The sequence below is a fragment of the Prevotella amnii CRIS 21A-A genome (genome assembly GCF_000177355.1).
Taxonomy (GTDB): domain Bacteria; phylum Bacteroidota; class Bacteroidia; order Bacteroidales; family Bacteroidaceae; genus Prevotella; species Prevotella amnii.
The window spans coordinates 13,609-36,167 of record NZ_ADFQ01000102.1 but is presented as its reverse complement, the minus strand read 5'-3'; the positions used below and the strand labels follow the sequence as shown (position 1 = coordinate 36,167).

The 22,559-nt window shown below is 31.6% G+C and carries 16 protein-coding genes; 5 read left to right on the top strand and 11 right to left on the bottom strand.

The window, feature by feature from the left end; all coding sequences use genetic code 11:
* Positions 1-33 precede the first annotated feature (33 nt).
* A complete protein-coding gene (locus HMPREF9018_RS09445) occupies positions 34-393 on the top strand; it encodes a DUF2023 family protein (RefSeq protein WP_008450934.1) in 360 nt (119 codons plus the stop codon).
* Positions 394-923: 530 nt separating this feature from the next.
* Here HMPREF9018_RS09445 and HMPREF9018_RS11050 read toward each other — a convergent pair.
* The 5 genes from HMPREF9018_RS11050 to HMPREF9018_RS09420 all read right to left on the bottom strand — a co-directional run bounded on the left by HMPREF9018_RS11050 (position 924) and on the right by HMPREF9018_RS09420 (position 7,896).
* Complete coding sequence (locus HMPREF9018_RS11050) at positions 924-1,082, bottom strand: hypothetical protein (RefSeq protein ID WP_157794598.1); 159 nt, start codon at positions 1,080-1,082, stop codon at positions 924-926.
* A 39-nt stretch (positions 1,083-1,121) separates the two neighbouring features.
* The gene (locus HMPREF9018_RS09435) at positions 1,122-3,239 is read right to left on the bottom strand and encodes a TonB-dependent receptor plug domain-containing protein (RefSeq protein ID WP_008450926.1); all 2,118 of its coding nucleotides are present in this window, start codon (positions 3,237-3,239) and stop codon (positions 1,122-1,124) included.
* Positions 3,240-4,520, bottom strand: a complete 1,281-nt coding sequence (locus tag HMPREF9018_RS09430; protein WP_008450961.1) for a radical SAM/SPASM domain-containing protein — start codon at positions 4,518-4,520, stop codon at positions 3,240-3,242.
* A gap of 279 nt (positions 4,521-4,799) precedes the next feature.
* Complete coding sequence (locus HMPREF9018_RS09425) at positions 4,800-5,534, bottom strand: nucleoside-specific channel-forming Tsx family protein (RefSeq protein ID WP_008450936.1); 735 nt, start codon at positions 5,532-5,534, stop codon at positions 4,800-4,802.
* 88 nt (positions 5,535-5,622) lie between these two features.
* Positions 5,623-7,896 carry a GH92 family glycosyl hydrolase gene (locus HMPREF9018_RS09420; RefSeq protein WP_008450954.1) on the bottom strand — a complete coding sequence of 758 codons (2,274 nt, stop codon included), beginning with the start codon at positions 7,894-7,896 and terminating at the stop codon, positions 5,623-5,625.
* A 219-nt stretch (positions 7,897-8,115) separates the two neighbouring features.
* Between HMPREF9018_RS09420 and HMPREF9018_RS09415 the strand changes: the two genes are divergently transcribed.
* On the top strand, positions 8,116-8,967 hold the full coding sequence (locus HMPREF9018_RS09415; RefSeq protein ID WP_008450945.1) for a patatin-like phospholipase family protein: 852 nt from the start codon (positions 8,116-8,118) through the stop codon (positions 8,965-8,967).
* Between the two features lie 161 nt (positions 8,968-9,128).
* Here HMPREF9018_RS09415 and HMPREF9018_RS09410 read toward each other — a convergent pair whose 3' ends face one another.
* Positions 9,129-9,932 (bottom strand): MBL fold metallo-hydrolase, encoded by an 804-nt coding sequence (locus tag HMPREF9018_RS09410; RefSeq protein ID WP_008450929.1) that lies wholly within the window; start codon positions 9,930-9,932, stop codon positions 9,129-9,131.
* Between the two features lie 243 nt (positions 9,933-10,175).
* Here HMPREF9018_RS09410 and HMPREF9018_RS09405 point away from each other — a divergent pair, with 243 nt between their 5' ends.
* Positions 10,176-11,699 carry a DUF4301 family protein gene (locus HMPREF9018_RS09405; protein ID WP_008450957.1) on the top strand — a complete coding sequence of 508 codons (1,524 nt, stop codon included), beginning with the start codon at positions 10,176-10,178 and terminating at the stop codon, positions 11,697-11,699.
* A 117-nt stretch (positions 11,700-11,816) separates the two neighbouring features.
* On the opposite strand, the gene HMPREF9018_RS09400 is transcribed toward HMPREF9018_RS09405, so the two are convergent.
* The 3 genes from HMPREF9018_RS09400 to HMPREF9018_RS11470 form a co-directional block, all read right to left on the bottom strand.
* Positions 11,817-13,286, bottom strand: coding sequence for a PepSY-associated TM helix domain-containing protein (locus tag HMPREF9018_RS09400; RefSeq protein ID WP_008450932.1), 1,470 nt, complete (start codon positions 13,284-13,286; stop codon positions 11,817-11,819).
* A gap of 436 nt (positions 13,287-13,722) precedes the next feature.
* Positions 13,723-14,325, bottom strand: a complete 603-nt coding sequence (locus HMPREF9018_RS09395) for an OmpH/Skp family outer membrane protein (RefSeq protein WP_008450963.1) — start codon at positions 14,323-14,325, stop codon at positions 13,723-13,725.
* 43 nt (positions 14,326-14,368) lie between these two features.
* Complete coding sequence (locus tag HMPREF9018_RS11470) at positions 14,369-14,563, bottom strand: hypothetical protein (RefSeq protein WP_008450970.1); 195 nt, start codon at positions 14,561-14,563, stop codon at positions 14,369-14,371.
* A 76-nt stretch (positions 14,564-14,639) separates the two neighbouring features.
* Here HMPREF9018_RS11470 and HMPREF9018_RS09385 point away from each other — a divergent pair, with 76 nt between their 5' ends.
* Entirely contained in the window at positions 14,640-16,091 is a 1,452-nt protein-coding gene (locus HMPREF9018_RS09385) for an aminoacyl-histidine dipeptidase (RefSeq protein ID WP_008450938.1), read from the top strand.
* Positions 16,092-16,276: 185 nt separating this feature from the next.
* Positions 16,277-18,331 carry a molecular chaperone HtpG gene (gene htpG, locus HMPREF9018_RS09380; protein WP_008450973.1) on the top strand — a complete coding sequence of 685 codons (2,055 nt, stop codon included), beginning with the start codon at positions 16,277-16,279 and terminating at the stop codon, positions 18,329-18,331.
* 111 nt (positions 18,332-18,442) lie between these two features.
* Here htpG and HMPREF9018_RS09375 read toward each other — a convergent pair whose 3' ends face one another.
* Both HMPREF9018_RS09375 and HMPREF9018_RS09370 read right to left on the bottom strand, forming a co-directional pair.
* Positions 18,443-21,253, bottom strand: a complete 2,811-nt coding sequence (locus HMPREF9018_RS09375; RefSeq protein ID WP_008450928.1) for a M16 family metallopeptidase — start codon at positions 21,251-21,253, stop codon at positions 18,443-18,445.
* A gap of 62 nt (positions 21,254-21,315) precedes the next feature.
* Positions 21,316-22,542: a DUF4876 domain-containing protein gene (locus tag HMPREF9018_RS09370; protein ID WP_039864837.1), complete on the bottom strand. Its 1,227-nt coding sequence runs from the start codon at positions 22,540-22,542 to the stop codon at positions 21,316-21,318.
* Positions 22,543-22,559 lie beyond the last annotated feature (17 nt).

The window sequence follows — 22,559 nt, the reverse complement described above, 5'->3', positions numbered from 1 at the left end:
CTATAAATATAGTATAGACAAACAAGACTGCTTATGAAAAACGTTGTAGCAGCAGACATAAAAGTGCTGATGAACCATATCTATGAGTATCAGAAAGGAGTTAGACAAATGGTACTTTATACTTTTAATAAAAAGTATGAGATGTTTGCTGTTACACGCTTAGAAAAGCATAATATACCATATATCATACAAAGCGTTGGCAATAATAATATAAACTTATTCTTTGGTAAACAAGAATGTTTAGATGCTATTCGGCTTATAGTAACGAAACCTCTTAACAAACTTACTCCAGAGGAAGACTTTATTTTAGGTGCTGTGTTAGGCTATGATATACGCGTACAATGCGAACGATTCTGTAAACGCAAATGTCACGCTTGCCAACATACCACATAAAATAATATATTTAGCCTTCATTTTTAATGATTTAGTAAAGAAAATCTTGTTCGCGAAATAATAAATTATTTCATAATGTTTTTGTATTGGAAATAGGCTGGCTGTGAAGTCAGCCTTTTTTTACTTTTAGCCTATAGATATAAAGAAATATTTTATCAAAATGGAAAATATATAAAGTTAAAGCCAAAGAAATCATGGGCATACTATCGAAAATATTGCTGTCCTGTAAAACTTTATGCTGAAATATAGTTTTTAAGGGAGGACTATATACATTGCAATATACTTCTAAACACAACCAAATGGAATTTTTTGTCATATAAGCCCAATTTTTTCTATAAATGAAGGTTTTGCAGAGGCTCACATCGATAATAATGATGACATTTCATTCGTCAGCAAATTCAACATTGTATAAAATTGTATTGTGTCAAACATGAAATATAGTCATAAACACGCCATAAATATTGAAATAAGACTAGCTAAAGGTTTGTTTGTAAGAGAGGGAATATCTTTGGTATTCCCTCTTAGCACATTTACTCCATAGATGTAGTACAATACTTACGACAGTTTTTCCATTTATACTTTCCACAACCAATCCATATTGTAAGCTCACTTTCTTCATGGAAATCTGTATGAGTTCCTCCCATTACTTTAAGCTGTTCAGTTTCTGTAAGAAATTCTGGTTTAAACATAACTTTTATTTTTAAATTAATAATATAAATAATTGAGGACTATAATAAGCCTCTTTTTCTTTTATCTTCATTAATAAACTTCTCTCCAATATTTCTAATTTTACCTTTTGCACCCCGGTGAAGATTAAAAATAACTCGCAACATAAGCAAGTTATCGTATGTGTGTAAATTTAAGCTTTGCATTTCCTTGTAAAAAGGAGTATCAATAATAGTCCGCTGCACATCATGTATAAGAAATCTGATGGGTGGATAGTAATTCAAGGATACGTTTAGGCGCTTTTTAAAGAAACTCTTCTGCAAGGAAACTTCCCATAAATCCTGCCCAATTTCGTTATATCCCTGCGACAATGGATTGCGAACTAACCCTTTAGAGTACCCAAGTGATGCCGTAAAATTTATCTTTTTGACAAACCAATTTAATTGACTATCTAAGATAACATTGGTATATTTTTGAGACCCAAAGTCAGAATGAAGATTGGACAGTTCTACATTGACACTATTTTCAAAAGACAGGCTGTTTGATATTTGCCAGTCGTACATAGCCATAAATGACCATTTGTGCAAGTTTTCATTCACCATAGTTCTACTTACCCCTGTTGATTCTTGTATATACACATCAGATATGAAATTTTTGTTATATTCATATCCTACACCAAACATAAAATTATCCCAGAGAGTTAATTGTAAAGAATATGTGGAAACCTTTATTGGTTTTAATGTGGACACACCTCTTGACCAGATTTTATCTCCGATCTGATATTTTATCTCCGATAATTGGTTTTGTATTGGATAAGTCATCCTCATATCGAAAATTCCTACTATCTGAATATTTTCCTTCGGAATATACGAAACTTGAACAGTGGGTAGGAATTCAGTATAATGAATATTTTGGGATAGACTTTGATTAGCAAAGCATTCAAATTTTAAACCTGTGTGAATCGATAGAATCTCTTTTAGGTTTACATCAATATATGAAAAAATATCATGACGCCTAAAGATATTGCATGAGAGGACTCCATTTGATAGAGAAGACGAATACTTATTCCACATAAAGGTATATCCACCATTGAGAGTTATCCAGTTATTGAGTAGATAATCAACATTAGCATTTCCTTGCAAAAATTCTTTATTATTTATATATTCGTTCAATGCACTATATTTTTGATCTTTATAGACATCTTTTATAGCACGTCTACAATTGTAATTCAAATCTACAGAAAAGTTGAAATTTTCATTAAACCTACTATTATATCCTAATGTTTGTTTGAAATCGTTATACTTATTTGCATTGCCATAGTATTCACACTCTAACAACGATGAGTTTGTCAAAGGAGCGTTGTAAAATAAAACTTTGTCAAACAGTCCTTCATCAACATGCAAGAAACTTGAACGTGAATAAATTAGATTATTCTTGTTTAAAGAATAGTCAAATCCGATATTCACATTATTTGTCCTTTGGCTACTATATTCATTAGGAAATTGTGGTGATGCGTTTTGAGAGATTTTATCAACATCTCCAATGATACTTCTTTCGTAATAAATTGGATAATTCCAATGAATATCTGCATAGCCATATCCCATATTAAACTTTATTTTTTTTCCAACGAATATATAGTTTGCGTGAGGTTGTATGTTTGCTACATCATTACTCCCATTATTACCAGGCGAAAACATCATGAGATTTTGTAGATTCACATTATATCCCATAATATTCTTAGTGATAATATTTATACCATACCTCATCCCAGCTATACTATATTTTTGTGGAAGAACATTCAATATCTCGATTTTTGCTATCTGATCGGATGTTAGCGACCGTATATATTCTTTGGGACGTTCCATTCCATCCACTAATACGATTACTCTATTATCCATCTTTACAGTGATTTGTTGACTAAAATTGTCTATGTTTACACCAGGTAAATTCTTTAGTACATCTAATACGTCATACGAACGTTCCCGTATTCGTGATGAAACCGTATAGACATCCTTTTGTATGGAATGTTTAACTAACTTTTGAAGTATTAAAACTTCATCAAGGGATATTGTGTCAACAATACTATCACTATTTCCTGTATTATTATTAGCTATTTGTCCAAAAATATTAGTAATAGTATAAAATAGCATTATGACGACTATAACTATGGTTCTACGCATTTATTTTGATGTTGAAATTACATATTGTTTTATTTCATTCTTAAAATACTCCTCAGGATTCTTAAATTGGCATTTTATATTTGTTATACTTCCTTCACGGGAGGCAGGGCAAGGTCCCATGCAAATAGGAAGGTACTTGCATAATATGCAATCAGATTTTATCGTAAAAATATTATTTACACGTTCTTTTGGATCCTCTTTCCATATTATTTCTCCTTTATCATTAAGATTTCCTCTTGCTTTCTGCAAAGGTTTATTATTACAATTATCTATCGATCCATCAGGAAATACAGATAAATAGTGCTTTTTTTCTACATAACAAGATAACATTGAAAAATTACCAAAATCATCAATTCCCCCATAGCCCATTTCTTTTAACCTAAGCATTATAGGAGTGACTTTACTTATTAATGTATCGTCATCTCTTTCCTGCCAAACCTGACGGAAGAGAATTGCCACTTTATTCCTTACAGAATGGAGTACTTTATCTATATGATCTGGTAACTCCTCTGTAAAATTTTTGTGAGTATAATTAATACGCAAGGTAACCTCAGCTTTTGGGTGTTTTTCCACTAACATCTTTATATTTTCTAATATCAAATCAAAAGAGTTATCAATCTTGTCGTTGTATTTTGTCTTGTTGTGGTTTCGCTTATCTCCATCCAAAGTTATTTGATAGTCTTTAAAGCCCAAATCTACCATTCTGTCAATTATGTATTCTGAAAGAAGAGAACCATTTGTGGTAATACCACAAGAAAAGGAAATCCCATGCTGTTTGCAAAAAGACTTAGCAAACATAGATATTGAATCTATTGATTCAAAATTTAACAAAGGCTCCCCACCAAACCAAGAAAGTTCAAAATTCTTAATTTTGTTTTCAGATAGATATTTTTCAATATGTTTTTTAATTCTTTTTTCTACTATACTGTTAAGAGTAACATCTTGATGGCGTTGGATACAATACCAACATCGGAAGTTGCATGCATAAGTAGTCATTATTAACAAGGAATAAGAAGGAGCGTTTACTTGGGCATAGAAAAAATCTTGAATTAATCTAAGCTCATCCATTTTATCTTCTATAATAAGACCACAATCCTTGCACTTGTTTAATAAGGGCTGTAACTCTGTTATATTACAATATTTGTTTGGTTCTTTTATAAGGCTGAGATAATTATTTAAATATTTTGTAGATATTAAGATGTATTTCTTAGTTAAAGAATTAAAAAGAACAGACTGCTCGCTATTCGTTTTAAAGACTATATTATAATTACTTTCTTTCATACTTCTTACATCTTTTTTTATAACCTAACATTTTTATGTGTTGTAGATAATATATCGTTTGCAAATATACAAACATTATTGTTTAATACAAAGTTTTCTTTTTTTTATTTTTATTTTATTAGTGTTGTCAGTATATTTGCAGTAGTATTAACTATATGAAACCTCTGCAAAACCATTGTTTATAGGAAAAATTTGGGTTATATGACAAAAAATAATGATATAAACAAATTTCTAAACTAAGAGTTTTGCAGAGGTCTCATAATAATTATATTTTATACCTTAAAAAGTCCATTTTGTAGCAATAGTAGGAATAGCATAAAACTTATTATTTTGAATAAAGTTATTACTTATTTCCCATTCAGTACCTACAGACAAATTAATATTACTCCAACCTTTTATTCTATTTAAATTAAACCAAAACTGTGGCTGACTAACTAATACTAATTTACCATTTACTTTAGGATCATACCAAAGATCACAAAAGCCATCAAAAGTACATAATCCATGTGCAAAGGTAGTACTCCAAACCTCAGTTAACTGAAATCCACTAAAAGGACGTTCTCTTGTATGGTGGTTAGTAAAATTATATTTATACATAAGCTGTGCACTAAAAACTTTTGAAAAATCTTTTGAATGCCAGTTCCAAGCACCACCTAACAAAACAGAATGTTGAAAACGAATACCAGAATAAGCCTTTTCTTCTTTTAAGGTAGCTACTCCACCATTATACTCTATATGAGCAGCCCACTGCTTATTCTTTGTAATATCAAACTCACGAGCTATCTCCCAATAAGATCCTGTTACGCCATCTTCCTTATAATAAATATCGGTAAATAAAAATGTAGACCCTAAATTATCGGGCTTAAACATTTCTACAGTAGTTGTTACGCTCTGTCTAGAAGATAAATCACCACATAAACTATGACCAAGATCATAGTGTAACTGAACATTTTGAGCTTGCGAACTTGCTGTCATTGCCATTAAAGCAATTACAAGAGAAAATAACTTTTTCATCTAAGTGTTATAATTACATTTGTTATTAAAATAAAAAAAATAATATTATAATAATCTTTATACTAATATAAAGAACTATGGCTATCTCTTATTTCATTCTTGAGAAACTATAAGGCGCATCTGATGTTAAGATACCACGCTTCTTATTAGGCTGTTGAGTCATATCAAAAATAAGCGTAGCTCCTTTCACCAAACATTTATGGTTAAGGTAATTCTTAGTATAAGGCACCCCATTTACAGATAATCTTTTAATATATCTATTACTACTATTAAGGTTATTAGCTTTAATAGATATTATTTTACCATTTTCTAACTTTATTCTTATCTTATCAAAATAAGGTATACCTAAAGCATACTCATTACTACCCGGACAAACAGGATAAAAACCAAGCGCAGAAAACACATACCATGCCGAAGTCTGACCATTATCTTCGTCTCCACAATAACCAGCAGGAGTAGGTAAATAAAGACGATCCATCACTTCTTTTACCCAATATTGCGTTTTCCAAGGCTGACCTACATAGTCGTATAAATATATCATATGCTGAATAGGCTGATTACCATGAGCATAATTACCCATATTCATAATTTGCATTTCACGAATCTCATGTATTGTAAAACCATAATAGCTATCATCAAAAATAGGAGGCAATATGAACACACTGTCTAACATTTGAGCCATATTCCTCTCTCCCCCCATTAATTTAGCTAAACCAGCAGGATCATGAAAAACACTCCATGTATAATGCCAGCTATTACCTTCTGTAAAAGCATCACCCCACTTAAAAGGGTTAAAAGGTTTCTGAAAGGTTCCATCTTCATTTCTTCCACGCATTAAGTTAGTTCCTCTGTCAAATACATTCTGATAATTCATTGAATGCTTCTTAAAAGCAGCCAACTCCTTTCCAGACTTACCAAGAGCTAACCCCAACTGGTAAATACACCAATCATCATAAGAATACTCCAAAGTACGAGCAACGCTTTCTTTAATTCCTACATCATAAGGTACATAACCAAATTTATTATAATACGCAAAGCCCTTCCTTCCCGATGATGTTATAGTAGGATGCTCAGCATTAGCTCCATGCACAACAGCCTTCCAAAGAGTTTCTATATCATAACCGCGCAGACCTTTTAGATAGGCGTCAGCCACTATAGAAGCAGAATTATTACCTACCATACAATCACGATGCCCCGGACTAGCCCACTCTGGCAAAAATCCACTCTCTTTATAAGCATTAACTAAGCCTTTCTGCATTTTAACACTCATAGATGGATAAACAAGATTAAGCAAAGGGAAAAGTGAACGAAAAGTATCCCAAAAACCCGTATCTGTAAACATATACCCTGTTAACACCTTCCCATTATAAGGACTATAATGAATGGGGTTGCCATTCTTATCTATCTCATATAAAGAACGAGGAAATAACGTTGATCGATACAAGCAAGTGTAAAATGTGCGCAAATGATCTGTATTCTTATCCTTTATAGATATACGCCCTAACACATCATTCCATTCTACCTTACCTTCTTTTTTCACTTCATCAAAACTCTTCGATTTTATTTCATTAAGATTTTGTATAGCTTGAGAATAGCTTATAAACGAGGATGCTACTTTTACATTTACTTTGTCTCTACTATCTAACTTAAAACCTACAATAGCCATAGCATGATCTGCTGCTAACTCAAGCTTTCCTTCCACTAACATACTATCATGTTGCACTGATATATATTCAAACGGACGATCAAACTGTAAAACAAAATAATTTTTAAAGTTAGTGGGCACTCCTCCACTATTCTTAGTAGAATACCCTAATATCATACGCCGCTCAGGTAATATTTTAACATACGAGCCTTTATCAAAAGCATCTACTACGAAATAAGCTTTATTACTCTTAGGATAACTTATACGAAAAGCTGCAGCACGCGATGTAGGTGCTATTTCTGTCGTTACATCATAATCGGCAAGATACACCTTATAATAATAAGGTGTAGCTACCTCCGCTTTATGAGAAAACCAACTTGCCCTATGCTCCTCGTCAAAATGTTTTATATCGACAACAGGCATTACAGCAAACTGACCATAGTCATTAATCCATGGGCTTGGTTGGTGAGTTTGCTTAAAACCTCTTATCTTATCAGCATCATAAGTATAAATCCAGCCATTCCCCATTCTACCTGTTTGCGGTGTCCAAAAATTCATTCCCCATGGACGTGCTATAGCCGGATAAGTATTACCTGTAGAAAGCGAAGTCTTAGAAGCACTCCCCATTAAAGTGTTCACATAATCTACAGGAGTTTGCCCATAAACATTTATAATAATCGTTAATATAAAAGTTGTTACAAAAACTATTTTTTTCATCTTTAGGCTGTATATAAGTATAACAAAAACAAGTATTTACACCTACTCATACTTTATTTTTTTACGCTGCAAAGGTACTATTTTTTTATAGTAAAAACACAATATTTTTTATTTAATTTAGCCATAATAAGACAATTATATGTATTTTTGCATAATATAAAGACTATTGATATTAAGAAAAATATATCAAGTTTTTTAAGATAAAAGAACAAACTAAATATGAAAAGAGGATTAGTTTTAGAAGGTGGTGCACTACGTGGATTATTTTCTGCAGGTGTTATAGACGTTCTTTTAGAGAATGCTATAAAACCTGATGGGGTTATAGGAGTATCAGCAGGAGCCGCTTTTGGTTGTAATGTTACTTCTATGCAGCCTGGTCGCGTTATTCGTTATAATAAGAAATTAGCACACAATTGGCGTTATGCTTCTTATCGCTCCCTACTATTTACTGGCGACTACTTCGGGGGAGATTATGCCTATCATTATGTTCCTTTCATTTTAGATAAATTTGACATAGAAACTTTTAATAAAAATACACAAGAATTTTGGGTTGTATGTACTAATGTAGGTACTGGAAAAGCTCATTACCAACGCATAGATACTATAAATGACACAGCCTTAGAGTATATACGTGCATCGGCTTCTATGCCGTTATTTGCTAAAGTTGTAAATATCAATGGAAAAAAATTTCTTGATGGAGGAATAGCCGACTCCATACCTTTAGCATTCTTTCAAACACAGGGATATGACCGTAATATTGTAGTTACAACACAGCCACAAGGTTATAGAAAGCTCCCTAATAAGCTCATGCCGATACTTAAAATATGGTTACGCCGATATCCTCGCACAATTCGTGCTATGCAAGAACGACACATAATGTATAACAAACAATTAGATTTCTTAGAAGAAGAAGAAAAAAAAGGAAACACATTTGTTATTCGCCCTAAGACTAAACTACCTATAAATCATCTTTGTCATAATCCAAAGATAATGCAACAAACATATGACATAGGGAGACAAATTGCAAAAGAAAACTTAGATAAGTTGAAAATATTTTATGATTTAAAATAACTTTATTAAAGAACTAAATTCTCATAATACCAGCTCTCTATATACTCTATTTGTTATTTTTATTTTACTTTAATATTTTCAACAAAGTAAAGAGAAATTATAAATAGTCTTTATAATAGGAATTTTAATACTTTTACTAATTTAAATAAAAGCCCAATGCATCAAACGAGAGGTTGAATTTCGCTTGGCGTTTTGCGTTTTAATATATCTAAAACAAAATCTACATTTGGTATTATACCATTGGTGCGCAAGATATTCTCGATTGTCTTACGAGCTAACTCTGGGTGATTATTCTCATCACTTAAATGACAAAGCCATACATGCTTAAGCTTTGAAGTTGCTCCCTCAACAAGAGCCTTACCACAATCTTCATTACTTAAATGACCAGTAGCTCCTAAAATACGTTTTTTTAAGTGAGCAGGATAAGACCCTGCTATAAGCTTTTCCGGTTCATGATTAGATTCTAAAACTAAATAATTAGCCTTGCTTATATATTTCAAAATCTCTTCTGTTACTTGCCCACAATCTGTTACTAACACAAAGCTTATACCTTCATGTTCAATACAATATCCTACACAATCTGTACTATCATGAGGAACACTAAATGGTGTTACAGAAAACTCACCTATTTCTATTCTTTCCTGTTTTTCTATCTCTACAACAAGTTTAGAATCTATCTTTCTATGTACAGCCAAATTTTTACGAATTCCTTGGTGAACTAACTCAGTAGCATAAACAGGTATATTTAAATCTTTACTAATAGAGCCTACGGCTTTTACATGATCTGCATGATCATGGGTAAGAATAATATGCTTTATCATTTTTATTGGAAGATTATAATTTTGGAAATACTTTTTCAAAAGACGCATTCCTACCCCACAATCTATCATTAAACAATCTGTCTCTGAATAAAGTAGATAACAATTACCACTACTACCACTCCCAAAAGATATAAAATTTAGCATTGATATTTCTTTCTTTACAGCAGATATAACATTATCCTTTCTCTATTTAAAACATTATAAAGATAAAATCTGCCAAACTTATAATATGCAAATTTAATAAAATATTTACACAATACCAAATATACTAAACTGGAAGGGGCATGCGTAAATTCAACTTTCATAATTATTTTTGTGCCTAAGATGTACTATATATAATATAAAATGAGTATATTTGCTATTAATTAAAAACCAAAACAATTCAATATGTTAACAATAGAAGACAAAAAGCTATTAGCCCAAAAAGGCATTAGCGAAGCTACCTTAGAAAAGCAACTAAATCGTTTTAAATCAGGATTCCCTTATATAAAATTAAAAGGGGCAGCTACCATTGGGCATGGTATCAACGTAATAAATGAAACACAACAAAAACATCTTATCTCGTTATGGGAAGAATATCTTAAAAAGGGTGCTAAAATTGTGAAATTCGTTCCTGCTTCTGGCGCAGCTAGTAGAATGTTTAAAGACTTATTTTCTTTCATTGATGCTACTTATGATACACCTACTTCTAACTTCGAAAAGAATTTTTTCAAACACATAAAAAACTTTGCATTTTATAATGAGTTAAATAAAACATGCCTGACTAACAACTCTTTGACTATAGAAAATTTATTACAACAAGGCAATTACAAAACTATAGTGAGAAATTTACTTCTACCTAAAGGCATGAATTATGGTCAGTTGCCTAAAGCACTATTATTATTTCATAATTATGAAGACTGTGCTCGTACTGCAATGGAAGAACATTTAATAGAAGCCGCACTCTATGCTTCTACAAATAATAAAGCAGAACTTCACTTTACTGTATCACATGAACATCTTCCACTATTTAAAAAAACAGTAGCAGAGAAAGCCGCTTCATTAGAAAAGAAGTTTGGAATATCCTTTCATATTAGTTTCTCTGAACAAAAATCAAGCACAGACACTATAGCGGTAAACACTGATAATACACCTTTTCGTAATGATGATGGCTCACTCTTGTTTCGTCCAGGTGGGCATGGAGCCTTAATAGAAAATCTTAATGATATTGATGCTGACATCTTATTTATAAAAACTATAGATAACATTTCCCCTGATAACATAAAAAAAGACACTGTTATTTGGAAAAAAACAATAGCTGGATTATTAGTAAAATTACAAAAACAAATATTTAAATATTTACATTCTATAGAAACTGGGGATTATTCTTCGACAGACATTAAAGAAATGCTTCTTTTCCTACAGAATAAATTATATTGTAAAAATATAAACATCTCTAATATTGACAATGACACTTTAGTAACATATATTAAAGATAAGCTAAATCGACCCATACGAGTTTGTGGAATGGTACGTAATAGCGGAGAGCCTGGAGGAGGTCCTTTTATTACCATTTCAGATACTAATGATATTAGTTTACAGATTTTAGAAAGCTCACAGATTAATAAAAACAATAAAAAAGATATGGAGCTCTTTAAAAATGGCACTCATTTCAATCCTGTTGATTTAGTATGTGGGATAAAAGATTTTCACAATAATAGATTCAACTTAAAAAAATACATCGATGAAACAACAGGATTTATAAGTAATAAGTCGAAAAATGGACGCCCTCTAAAAGCTTTAGAGCTACCCGGGCTTTGGAATGGGGCTATGAGCCACTGGAATACTATTTTTGTAGAAGTACCTGCTTCCACTTTTAATCCTGTTAAAACTGTTAACGATTTATTACGGAAAGAGCATCAAAATATATAACAAATTGTTATATAATCATCTATAAAATATACATCTCTTAAAAAACAACACAGCTACTGTCCATAAATTTATTTTATAGACAGTAGCTTAAACATTAATGATAAGAAATATACATTATTATTTTATAGATTTTTTCTTACATCTTTTACTCATATTTTCTCGTATTTTCCAACCACTCCATAGACACCAAATACAACCAAGCCCCACAATAAATATATATAAAATAGTGCCTAAACCTAAAAAAGTATAAATACGTCCAGTATGCACTTCTAAACAAATGCTACGCAAAGACATTGGCAAGACTGACATCCACTGTGGTTGCACAAGGTTGTTACAACCTTTTTTATAATCGACTACTACATCGCCACATGCAAAATCACTGCTATAACCTGATACTGCATGAGTTCCAAAAGGTTTTCCTTTTACAGGTTTTGCTGGCTGATGAGTAAAATAATCAATAAGAGTATGCTTCTTACGATTCCATTCATACATACCACTAAAAGAACCTATTAACCATGTACCATCTTTTTTTTGCTCCATAACATTAATACCCATAACACTAATAGGTGGCTGAAACGAAAGAGGTTTTGGAGCTACATTAAAACTTGTCATCGTATAAAAGCCTTCTGTGGTATGCAAAAGCCAATCACCTGATAATCTATCATATCGTAATATACGCAACTTACCTTTCCAAGGATTATTAGTATCCATTGATGAATATGGTATTATAGGAACCCGTCCTGAAGCTATCGCTATAACTGCAGGCGGATGAAGAAACCAACCTGTTATACTTACAAAAAGGGTAAATACTATAGATATACGTCCAATATAATTATGCCATCGCAGCCATTTCTTCCCTGAAATTCCACTACCATGACTATGTCGCCTTATTATAAACCAATAAACTATTCCTGAAATAGTTAAAAATATCAAGACTATACCTATAAAATCTACTATAATTTTACCTACAAATCCAAACAAGCCACCCGTATGTAAACGCCTAACGGTAACAAATAATGAAGCCTTACCATCATAATTAGTAGGTTTAGCAAGCATTATCTTACTATAAATATTATAAGGCTTTATTGATAAATAAATGCATGACCTTCCCACAATTATAAGGCTATCACCTTTTACTGTTATATCACTAAGACGCTCCTTTCCTCCTCCTGGAAGATTAATCTTTTGCCATACTGTATCTTTTGTTAACGTATAAAGGTCGTACTGACTAACCATAAAAAGCTGATGTGAAGGAGTTTCTACTATTCCACGAATACTCCTATAATCAGTATTTACTGGTAATCCTTTATTAAAATCATAATATTTTTTACCATAACTATCAGTAAGCCACAACCCACTATATCCGTAAACTATAATATTTTTGCCCCACTTTTTAGTACCGCGTAGTAGTCCATTGTTCCATTTTTTATATTGATATTCTATGGGAAGATATGCTCTACTTATACTATAATTTTTTATTAACGAAGAATGGTTAAGAAATATACCCGAAAGACAAAACATAATAAGGAAAAAGCCTAATATTAGACCTAACCATTTATGCCATTTTCGCCAAATTGATTTCTTCATACTATTTATTTAATAAGTATAAGGATAATAGTAAACATTTATTAAGTAACACAAAATACATCATAATATCGGAAACTTAATCTTAAGCATATTATAAACATAATACATATTCATAGAAAAGGCATAATAAGTTTCTATAATAAAAAAATACTTCATCGTCAGCTATAGTACCCCTTCTTTATTAATATAATAAAAAGAAACACTAAATCTTATATCTTAAAAGAAAGAATAATTCAATTGCAGCACTCTCACAAATAATCCTTTAAATGATTTTATAGCCACAACAAAAATAAAATTATAGGCTTGCTTTAACAAAGTATTTATTCTATCTATTTAATGATAGCCTTTACAATAAACCTAAATATTTTTATTATTATATCCTCGAAACTTAATCTTTAAATATTTTTAGATAAAAGCATAATGCCTTATTTCCACCTTATTTACTCAATCCTTTATATTCTTGATTTAATCCTTTTATTATATCATTAGTTATATTATAAGCAGGATCAACATAAAGAAGATTATCTCCACTCTTTGCAAAAACAATAGAATATTTTCTGTTTTTATTGAATACTCTTAAATAGTTATGTACACTATCAGATAAAGCTTTATTATATTTAGCAACTTCGCTTTGATACTCTGCTCCCAAACGTTGCTGTAAGGCTTCAGCATCTTGAGCTTGCTTCTGAATAGAAGCTTGTATCTGTTGTGCTTGCGCTTGAGTATACTTATTAGCCTGCAGATTTTGTTGGAAATTGGCAGCTGCTGCTTGCAATGCTTTTTGCTTATTAGCTAATGTTCTTTGTATATTAGCTTCTTTGGCCTTAATCATCTTTTTTACATCTTTCCAATAATTATACTGACTCATAATAGAATCTATTTCTACATAAGCAAATTTTTGTGTAGATGATGTTGCTGATGTTGTTTTTGTAGAAGTATTATCAGATGCAGTATCATTCAACTTTGGTTGGTTATTACAAGCTGTAAATGCTAATGCTGCAAATGAGCAAAAAGCAATATTTCTAAAACCTTTTTTCATTGTTATTTCTTATTTGATTTTCAATAATAATATTCTATAAATTTTAAAATGCTCTATTAGTATGACGTGCCTCTTTATCTTGATCTAACACACAGTGTATTCCTTTTTTTTGAAGGTATTCGTTGTCATGAATATGTTGCGATTTAAAAGAATCTCTCTTTTTAATCAACACCCGAATACTCAATAATACCATTGATATAGCAATAATTAACAGAGTATATAATAATGTTATTAACATTTTGGCTATCTTTGCAATATATTTAGCGACAAAGTTAATACAAATCAGTAACATTACAAAATAAAGACTAATAAAAATGACAAATCAAGAATTAAAACCAGCAAACGTATTCGAACAGTTTGCTAAGATTAATCAAATTCCTCGACCATCTAAACATGAGGAAAAAATAAGAACTTATCTTAAGAATTTTGCGAAAGAACATAATCTACCTTTTAAAGAAGATGAAACAGGTAATGTTCTAATATGTAAGCCAGCTACTGCTGGTATGGAAACAGCTCCTACTGTAATACTTCAAAGCCATATGGATATGGTTTGTGATAAGCTTGTTGATGCTGATTTTAATTTTGAAACAGACCCTATACAAACTTATATAGATGGAGATTGGCTAACAGCAAAGGGTACTACTCTCGGCGCAGACGATGGTATAGGTTGTGCAATGGAATTAGCTTTACTCGATTCTAACGATATTAAACATGGCCATATAGAATGCTTATTTACAGTAGATGAAGAAACAGGACTAACTGGTGCCTTTGGGTTACAAGCAGGTTTTATGTCTGGCGATTACTTAATTAATCTTGATTCTGAAGATGAAGGGGAAATGTTTGTAAGTTGTGCTGGTGGAATTAACACACAAGCAATTTTTAAATTTACTCGTGAAAAAGCTCCTTCTGAATATTTCTTTTTTGAATCTACTTTAAAGGGATTAACAGGTGGACATTCTGGAGATGATATTAATAAAAAGCGTGCTAATGCTATAAAAATATTCTCTCGTTTCTTATATCTTTTACAAGAGAAGATGGATCTCCGCTTAGCACAATGGAACTCTGGCAAGATGCATAATGCTATTCCACGAGATGGTAAGATAATTTTTGCTGTTCCTGCAGATAAAAAAGATGAAGTGAAAGCAGAATGGAATATTTTCACAGCAGCTGTAGAAGATGAATTTCACGTAACAGATACTACAATGAAATGGACTTTAACAAGTACCACTGAACAAAAAGTTATGCCAAAAGACATCTCTCGTGGTATAATCCTTTCTTTGCAAGCTGTTGATAATGGTCCTTTAACAACATGCCAAGATGAAGATCTAAAAGATTTAGTAGAAACGTCTAGTAATATAGCTTCTATCCAATCTGAAGAAGGACAAGTTGTCATTGTTTCCTCACAACGTTCTAGCGTTATGAGTAATCTTACAAATATGGCTAACAGCATAAAAGCTTGTTTTGAGCTGGCAGGTGCTGATATAATTCAGAACGATGGTTACCCTGCTTGGAAAATGAATCCTAATTCTAAACTTACAAAGGTTGCTGTTGAACAATATGAGAAGCTATTTGGGAAAAAACCTGTAGTAAAAGGTATTCATGCTGGTTTAGAATGTGGACTATTCTCTGAAAAATATCCTGATTTAGATATGGTTAGTTTCGGTCCTACATTACGATATGTTCATACACCAGAAGAGCGTTTACTTATTCCTACGGTTCAAATGGTTTGGGATCACTTGCTCGCTGTGTTACAAAATATTAAATAATTATTTTTCTATCTGTTATTCATAGCATTATAATTATATTTAATAAAAAATCTAACTAAATAAGCTCATTTAGCATTACACCTTATTATAGGCTATATACTAAATGAGCTTTTTCTTTTGATATTTTGGCACAATATTTGTATTTAGAATTACATAATATAAAAAATAACATAAAACATAAAAATATGCAGAAAGGAAATATCGGAGTTACCACAGAGAACATTTTCCCTGTTATTAAAAAGTTCTTATATTCAGATCATGAAATATTTCTTCGCGAAATAGTTTCAAATGCTGTTGATGCTACACAAAAATTAAAGACTTTAGCTGCAACTGGCGACTTTAAAGGAGAACAAGGCGATCTTACTGTACACGTAAAACTTGATGAAACAGCAGGCACTTTAACTATAAGCGACCATGGTATAGGCATGACAGCTGAAGAAATAGATAAGTATATTAATCAGATAGCTTTCTCTGGTGTAAATGATTTCTTAGAACAATATAAAGATAAAGCAGAAGCTATAATTGGACACTTTGGATTAGGTTTCTACTCTACATTTATGGTTTCTAAAAAGGTTGAAATAGTTACAAAAAGCTATAAAGAAGGTTCTAAAGCTGTAAAATGGAGTTGTGATGGCAGTCCTGAATTTAGTATAGAAGAAATAGAAAAAACTGACCGCGGTAGTGACGTTATTCTTTATATAGATGATGATTGTAAGGAATTCTTGCAAAAAGCTAAAATAGAAGAATTACTTAATAAATACTGCAAGTTCATGGCAATACCAATAGCTTTCGGTAAAAAGACAGAATGGAAAGATGGTAAAACAATTGAAACTAATGAGGATAATATCATAAACAAAGTAGAACCTCTTTGGACAAAAGCACCTTCTACCTTGAAAGATGAAGATTATCAAAAGTTCTATCGAACTCTACATCCTATGAATGACGATCCCTTGTTTTGGATCCATTTAAATGTAGATTACCCTTTCAACCTAACAGGCATTCTTTATTTCCCTAAGATAAAGAATAATATAGAATTGCAGCGTAATAAGATCCAGCTTTATTGTAATCAAGTATTTGTTACAGACCAAGTGGAAGGTATTGTACCAGAATTCCTCACATTACTACACGGCGTAATAGATTCTCCAGACATTCCTCTAAATGTTAGCCGTTCTTATCTACAAAGTGATGCTAATGTAAAGAAAATTTCTACTTATATTACGAAAAAAGTTGCCGATCGTTTAAATAGTATTTTTAAAGATAACCGTAAAGAGTACGAACAAAAGTGGGACGACCTTAAATTATTTATAAATTATGGTATGTTATCACAATCAGATTTCTATGAACGTGCAAAAGACTTTACCCTTATAAAAGATACAGAAGGTAAGTATTTTTCTCTTAACGAATACAAAACTCTTATTAAAGATAACCAAACTGATAAAGATGGGCAATTAGTATATCTTTACACTAATAATAAAGAAGAGCAATTTTCTTATATAGAAGCTGCTAAGCAAAAAGGCTATAGTGTTATCTTAGCAGATGGACAAATAGATGTTCCTACTCTATCTATGTTAGAGCAAAAAATGGAGAAGAGTCGTTTTGTGCGCGTAGACTCTGATATAATAGATAGAATTATTCCTAAAGGAGATGATAAAAAAGAAAACCTTTCAAAAGAAGATAATAACAAGTTGTCAAATGCATTCAGCTCACAGATACCTGTAAATGAAAAACGTAGTTTTTCTGTAGAAGTACAAGCTATGGGTAATAGCTGTATGCCTATTTTAATTACTCAAAATGAGTATATGAGGCGTATGAAAGAAATGAGCCAATTCCAACAAGGAATGGCTTTCTATGGACAAATGCCAGACTCTTACAATATTGTGTTAAATATCGATCATACTCTTATAAAACAGATTTTATCTGATATCTCTGCTAAAACAGATAATGAGCTAAAACCTATCAATAGTGAAATAAAGGGACAAAAAGCTCGCGAAGCTGCTTTACAACAAGCTCAAAAAGATAAAAAAGCAGAAGATATTCCAGAAAAAGAAAAAGAAGATTTGCAGAATACAAGAAAGAATATCACAGAATTAACCGAAAAGCAAAAACAGATTATAGCTAATGCAGCAAAAGATAATTCTGCCATTCACCAGCTTATAGATCTTGCTCTATTACAAAATGGTATGCTTCAGGGCAAAGATCTAGACAACTTTATAAAACGATCGGTAAGTATGATTAAATAAACATTACATTTACTTTTATATTTTAGCTCCCTATTCTCTTAATTATAAAGGAAATAGGGAGTTAATTTCTATACCTATCTTTATGTATAAAAGTTTGCTTTTATTTCTTTTCTATTCAGATATCATTGTAATTTCTATTCTACGATCAGACTTCAATATATCTTTTGCTATTAATTGTATATCCTGCAAGGTAATATTATTTACTATCTTCTTATAATCAGTAAAGAAATCTATATTATGACGCAAACGGTTATAAATTACATAATCCCAATAATCATTGGTCTGTATAGATTGGTTATATGCTTTAATTAAATATGCTTTTACTTTAGACAAACTTTCTTTTAAAGGTCCTTTTTTAGCTATATTTTCTATTTGTTTATATATTATGGGTATCAACATTTCGTATTTTTTTGGATCTGTACGAAAACTTATCTTAAGAAGTCCACGTGGCTTCGAATTATTATCTAATCTACTTTGCACTCTCACTCCATAAGTTCCACCTTTCTCTTCACGTACAGAATCAGTATAAGCTATCGTAAGGACACGCTTTAACACATCAAGAGCAACATCTGTTCTAACATTAAAAGGCTCATTAAAAGTGTAAAAAATATTTACTAAAGCAGAAGGAGTATTCATTTTCTTCATAAAGATATGCGTTTCATTCACATTGCGCACTTGAGGATAACTATCTTTAGCCACACTGTGTTCCCATTTGCTTGGTAACGTAGCAATGTATTTACAAAGCAATGGGCGCAACTTTTCCATGCTTACATTTCCCACCAAAACCATCTTAAAAGCAGAAGCATCACTAAAACGTTCTGTGTAAATTTTCCATATCCTACTATATGAAATACGGTCAAGATCTTTCCTTTTCATAGGTTGTACTCGTGGATTATTTCCATAAAGAATAGCCGAAACTGAATCATTATAAGCTACTTGTGGATTAGCCTCACGATTCTTTAAAAAAGATCGCATAGTCTCTATACTGCTTCTAAATTGCTTTAAATCTTTACGTGGGGATGTAAAATAAAGATAAGTTAGTTGCATCATAGTTTCAAAATCGTTTACCGACGATCTTCCATTAATAGCCTGCGTCTCAACGCCAACATTAGGAGATACTCTAACATTTTTTCCATTAAGTATTCTATCCAATTTTACCTTATCAAAGTTAGCTACTCCTGCATTAACAATAGCACTTGAAAGCATCGGAAAATTAATAGCATCTGAGTCGGGATATAAAGATGTACCACCTTCACCATAAAAACGCATACTTATATCATCATTTGCGAAAGAAGTTTTCTTTATATAAACTTCCACCCCATTACTTAATATAAGTTTCTTTACTCCAAATTTATCCCAATCTATTTCTTTTATTATCTTTCCTTTCTTTGGTAAAAAACTTATAAGCTTTTCATGCAATGGCTTTTCTTTATAAGGCTTATATCTCCTCGATTGAGCATCAAGTACATATTTTTCAAATGTTTCTTTATCTGCAATAGGAAAATCTTTTTTTAATGGGGCATAAATAGTAAGTACCTGATTTTTATTTGATATAAGTTCGGCTACTTCCTTATTAACCTCTGATAAAGTTATCTGTGCATTAAAAGTTTGTATAAGCTTATAATAATACTCTATGGACATGATAGGATCGTTATCTAAAAAATTTTGCAAAGCCTTTTTTACAAAAGTACGATTACGCTGTTCCTTCCGCTCTGCATACCTATGTTCTACAGATTTAAGCAAAGTAGTTTTTGCACGTTGCAGCTCGCTCATTGTAAATCCGTTTTGCCGTGCACGCTCCACTTCTCCTATAACAGCATCGAATGATCCTTTTACGTTTTCTTGTAAACACCCGAAAGACACTGAAAACGCATCTTTTGTTTTTGATATAAAAAAGCTCCCATCATTTACAGAAGCACTATGGAAAGGAGGCTTATATTGTTTTCTTATATCACTTAATCTGTTATTAAGCATTTTTATAATCAAAGAACTTAAATATTTTTTACGTTGCGTTAATATAAGATCCTTTTCACTGTCTGGAGTAGATTCTTGTTTCATATAAAGAGTAACAAGCATTATAGGCTGTTCGCTATCTTTATCAATGGCAACTATCATTTTTTTATTATCTGGTACTGGATAATATATCCTTTTTGCAGGATTTTCTGGCTTTTGAATATCAGAAAAGACATTATGTATCTTTTGCTCCATCTTATCCACATCAATATCTCCTACAATAATAATAGCCTGTAAATCTGGTCTATACCATTTTAGATAATAATCTCGTAAGTCTTTGTAAGGAAAATTATCTATAATATCCATTGAGCCTATAGGGAGGCAATCTTCATATTTTGTTCCTTTATATATAGTAGGCATAACACGTTCCATCATACGTTGAATAGCCATTCCTGCTCGGCGCGTACGCCATTCTTCATGAATAACACCACGCTCTTTATCTATTTCATTATCTTCAAGCAATAAAAAATGGCTCCAATCATGCAGAATTAACAAAGTAGAGTCTATTATTCCTTCACGCATAATAGGTACAGCTGAAATATTGTAAACTGTTTGATCTACGCTTGTATAAGCATTAAGATTCGCACCAAATTTTACACCAATGGTTTCACACCATGGCACAATGCCAAGTGATTTTCCATTTCCTTGAAAATGTTTAGTGCCATTAAATGCCATATGCTCTAAAAAATGTGCCAATCCTCGCTGTCGAGGCTCCTCAAGAATGGATCCTACACGCTGTGCTATGAAAAATTCGGCTAATCCTTTTTCCTTTGCATTATATTTTAAATAATAAGTAAGCCCATTGCTTAATTTCCCTATTCTATAAGACTTATCTGCCTCTACTTTTTGCGAAGACACGGATAATGGCAATAACGTAGAGAAAAATAAGGCTAAAAAAAACTTTATCATAATATGTTTTATTTATAAACTACCCTCCTCTAACTATATTTTTAGAGGAGGAGTTACATTTTCTATTTTACAGTTGGTGTAGCTTTAGGAATAAAATCTTCAGTTGAGTTATTAGTATCTACATACTTACCATTCTTCTTTTTACGTACTACAGCAGTACCTATTCCGCTCTTATCTTTTTTATTATCATTACAATAAGTATAGCCGCTATCCATAGAAACAGGTATAATATTCCAATCATGAGGATTATCCTTCATATCTACATTAACAGCATCAATAACCCAAAGAGAAGGAACGAAATAAGCCTGTTGCGTCATCAGCTTACCATTGATATCATTATGATATTGAGCTGCATACTTATAATTTTTTAAAAAGTCGTCCTTTGAGCCTTGTATTTTAGCTATTGCATACGCTTTAACACCGCTCATATTCAATACTAAAATAGATGCTGAATAGGTAAACAAGCGCTCAAGATCCTTTACATTATCATTCTGCTCATCTTTATAAGTATTGGTAGAAACATCATAAAACTCAAAGTTTGCATTACTTAAATCGAATGAATTTGGATTTACAGCTTTATGATTTTTAGCATTTAAAGCCAATAATAATGTTTCACCCGGTTTTACAGGAACATCTTTACCATTACCCGGTATCATATATATAGCTTGAGCTGCGAAACCTTCATTTCTATAATCTTTAATATATTCATGTTTGTTCCCATTTGTATAAATAGATTCCATTATAACTAAGCTATCAGCATACATTACTTTATCTGTATTGTTAGCTATTTTAATATATTGATCGGCAAAATAAGGTTTACCTGCTTTAGTTTGTGTGCCACGGAAAAATATTTCAGATATAACAAAACCTTCTTTCCCGGTGTACCCATTTAATAAAAGGTTGATCTCATTAGCACTATTTCCTGCTATTTCTACGTTTTCGTTTACACTGTTTACCTCCATAAACGCCTCTTTTCCATTTGCCTCATAGGTTAATTTTCCTGAAGCTTTAATAGAATAAGAACCTACTGGTATTTCCTTAAGCTCTGCTGTATAACCTTTTTCAGTCTTACTAAAATCTTTTATACTATAAACTTCTTTTGTCTGCTTGTTTGTAAGCAAAACAACTGTGTTTGTTAGTTCTTTCACCTGAATATTAATAGGTGTTTCAAGATTAATTTTTACAGATGTTTTAGATACCGTTTCAGGCTCGTTCTCTGTAGAACAAGATACTAAAAAGAAACATAAATTAAGCAGCAATGTGATACTAAATAAAACTTTCTTTGTCATTTTCATTTTTTTGAATT

Coding starts and splice junctions, on each gene's coding strand:
- HMPREF9018_RS09395 (WP_008450963.1), bottom strand. CDS start 14,325: ATGAAAAAAGGTTTTAGAAATATTGCTTTTTGCTCATTTGCAGCATTA.
- HMPREF9018_RS09415 (WP_008450945.1), top strand. CDS start 8,116: ATGAAAAGAGGATTAGTTTTAGAAGGTGGTGCACTACGTGGATTATTT.
- HMPREF9018_RS09435 (WP_008450926.1), bottom strand. CDS start 3,239: ATGCGTAGAACCATAGTTATAGTCGTCATAATGCTATTTTATACTATT.
- HMPREF9018_RS09410 (WP_008450929.1), bottom strand. CDS start 9,932: ATGCTAAATTTTATATCTTTTGGGAGTGGTAGTAGTGGTAATTGTTAT.
- HMPREF9018_RS11050 (WP_157794598.1), bottom strand. CDS start 1,082: ATGTTTAAACCAGAATTTCTTACAGAAACTGAACAGCTTAAAGTAATG.
- HMPREF9018_RS09385 (WP_008450938.1), top strand. CDS start 14,640: ATGACAAATCAAGAATTAAAACCAGCAAACGTATTCGAACAGTTTGCT.
- HMPREF9018_RS09405 (WP_008450957.1), top strand. CDS start 10,176: ATGTTAACAATAGAAGACAAAAAGCTATTAGCCCAAAAAGGCATTAGC.
- HMPREF9018_RS09375 (WP_008450928.1), bottom strand. CDS start 21,253: ATGATAAAGTTTTTTTTAGCCTTATTTTTCTCTACGTTATTGCCATTA.
- HMPREF9018_RS09400 (WP_008450932.1), bottom strand. CDS start 13,286: ATGAAGAAATCAATTTGGCGAAAATGGCATAAATGGTTAGGTCTAATA.
- HMPREF9018_RS09370 (WP_039864837.1), bottom strand. CDS start 22,542: ATGACAAAGAAAGTTTTATTTAGTATCACATTGCTGCTTAATTTATGT.
- HMPREF9018_RS09430 (WP_008450961.1), bottom strand. CDS start 4,520: ATGAAAGAAAGTAATTATAATATAGTCTTTAAAACGAATAGCGAGCAG.
- HMPREF9018_RS11470 (WP_008450970.1), bottom strand. CDS start 14,563: ATGTTAATAACATTATTATATACTCTGTTAATTATTGCTATATCAATG.
- HMPREF9018_RS09445 (WP_008450934.1), top strand. CDS start 34: ATGAAAAACGTTGTAGCAGCAGACATAAAAGTGCTGATGAACCATATC.
- HMPREF9018_RS09425 (WP_008450936.1), bottom strand. CDS start 5,534: ATGAAAAAGTTATTTTCTCTTGTAATTGCTTTAATGGCAATGACAGCA.
- htpG (WP_008450973.1), top strand. CDS start 16,277: ATGCAGAAAGGAAATATCGGAGTTACCACAGAGAACATTTTCCCTGTT.
- HMPREF9018_RS09420 (WP_008450954.1), bottom strand. CDS start 7,896: ATGAAAAAAATAGTTTTTGTAACAACTTTTATATTAACGATTATTATA.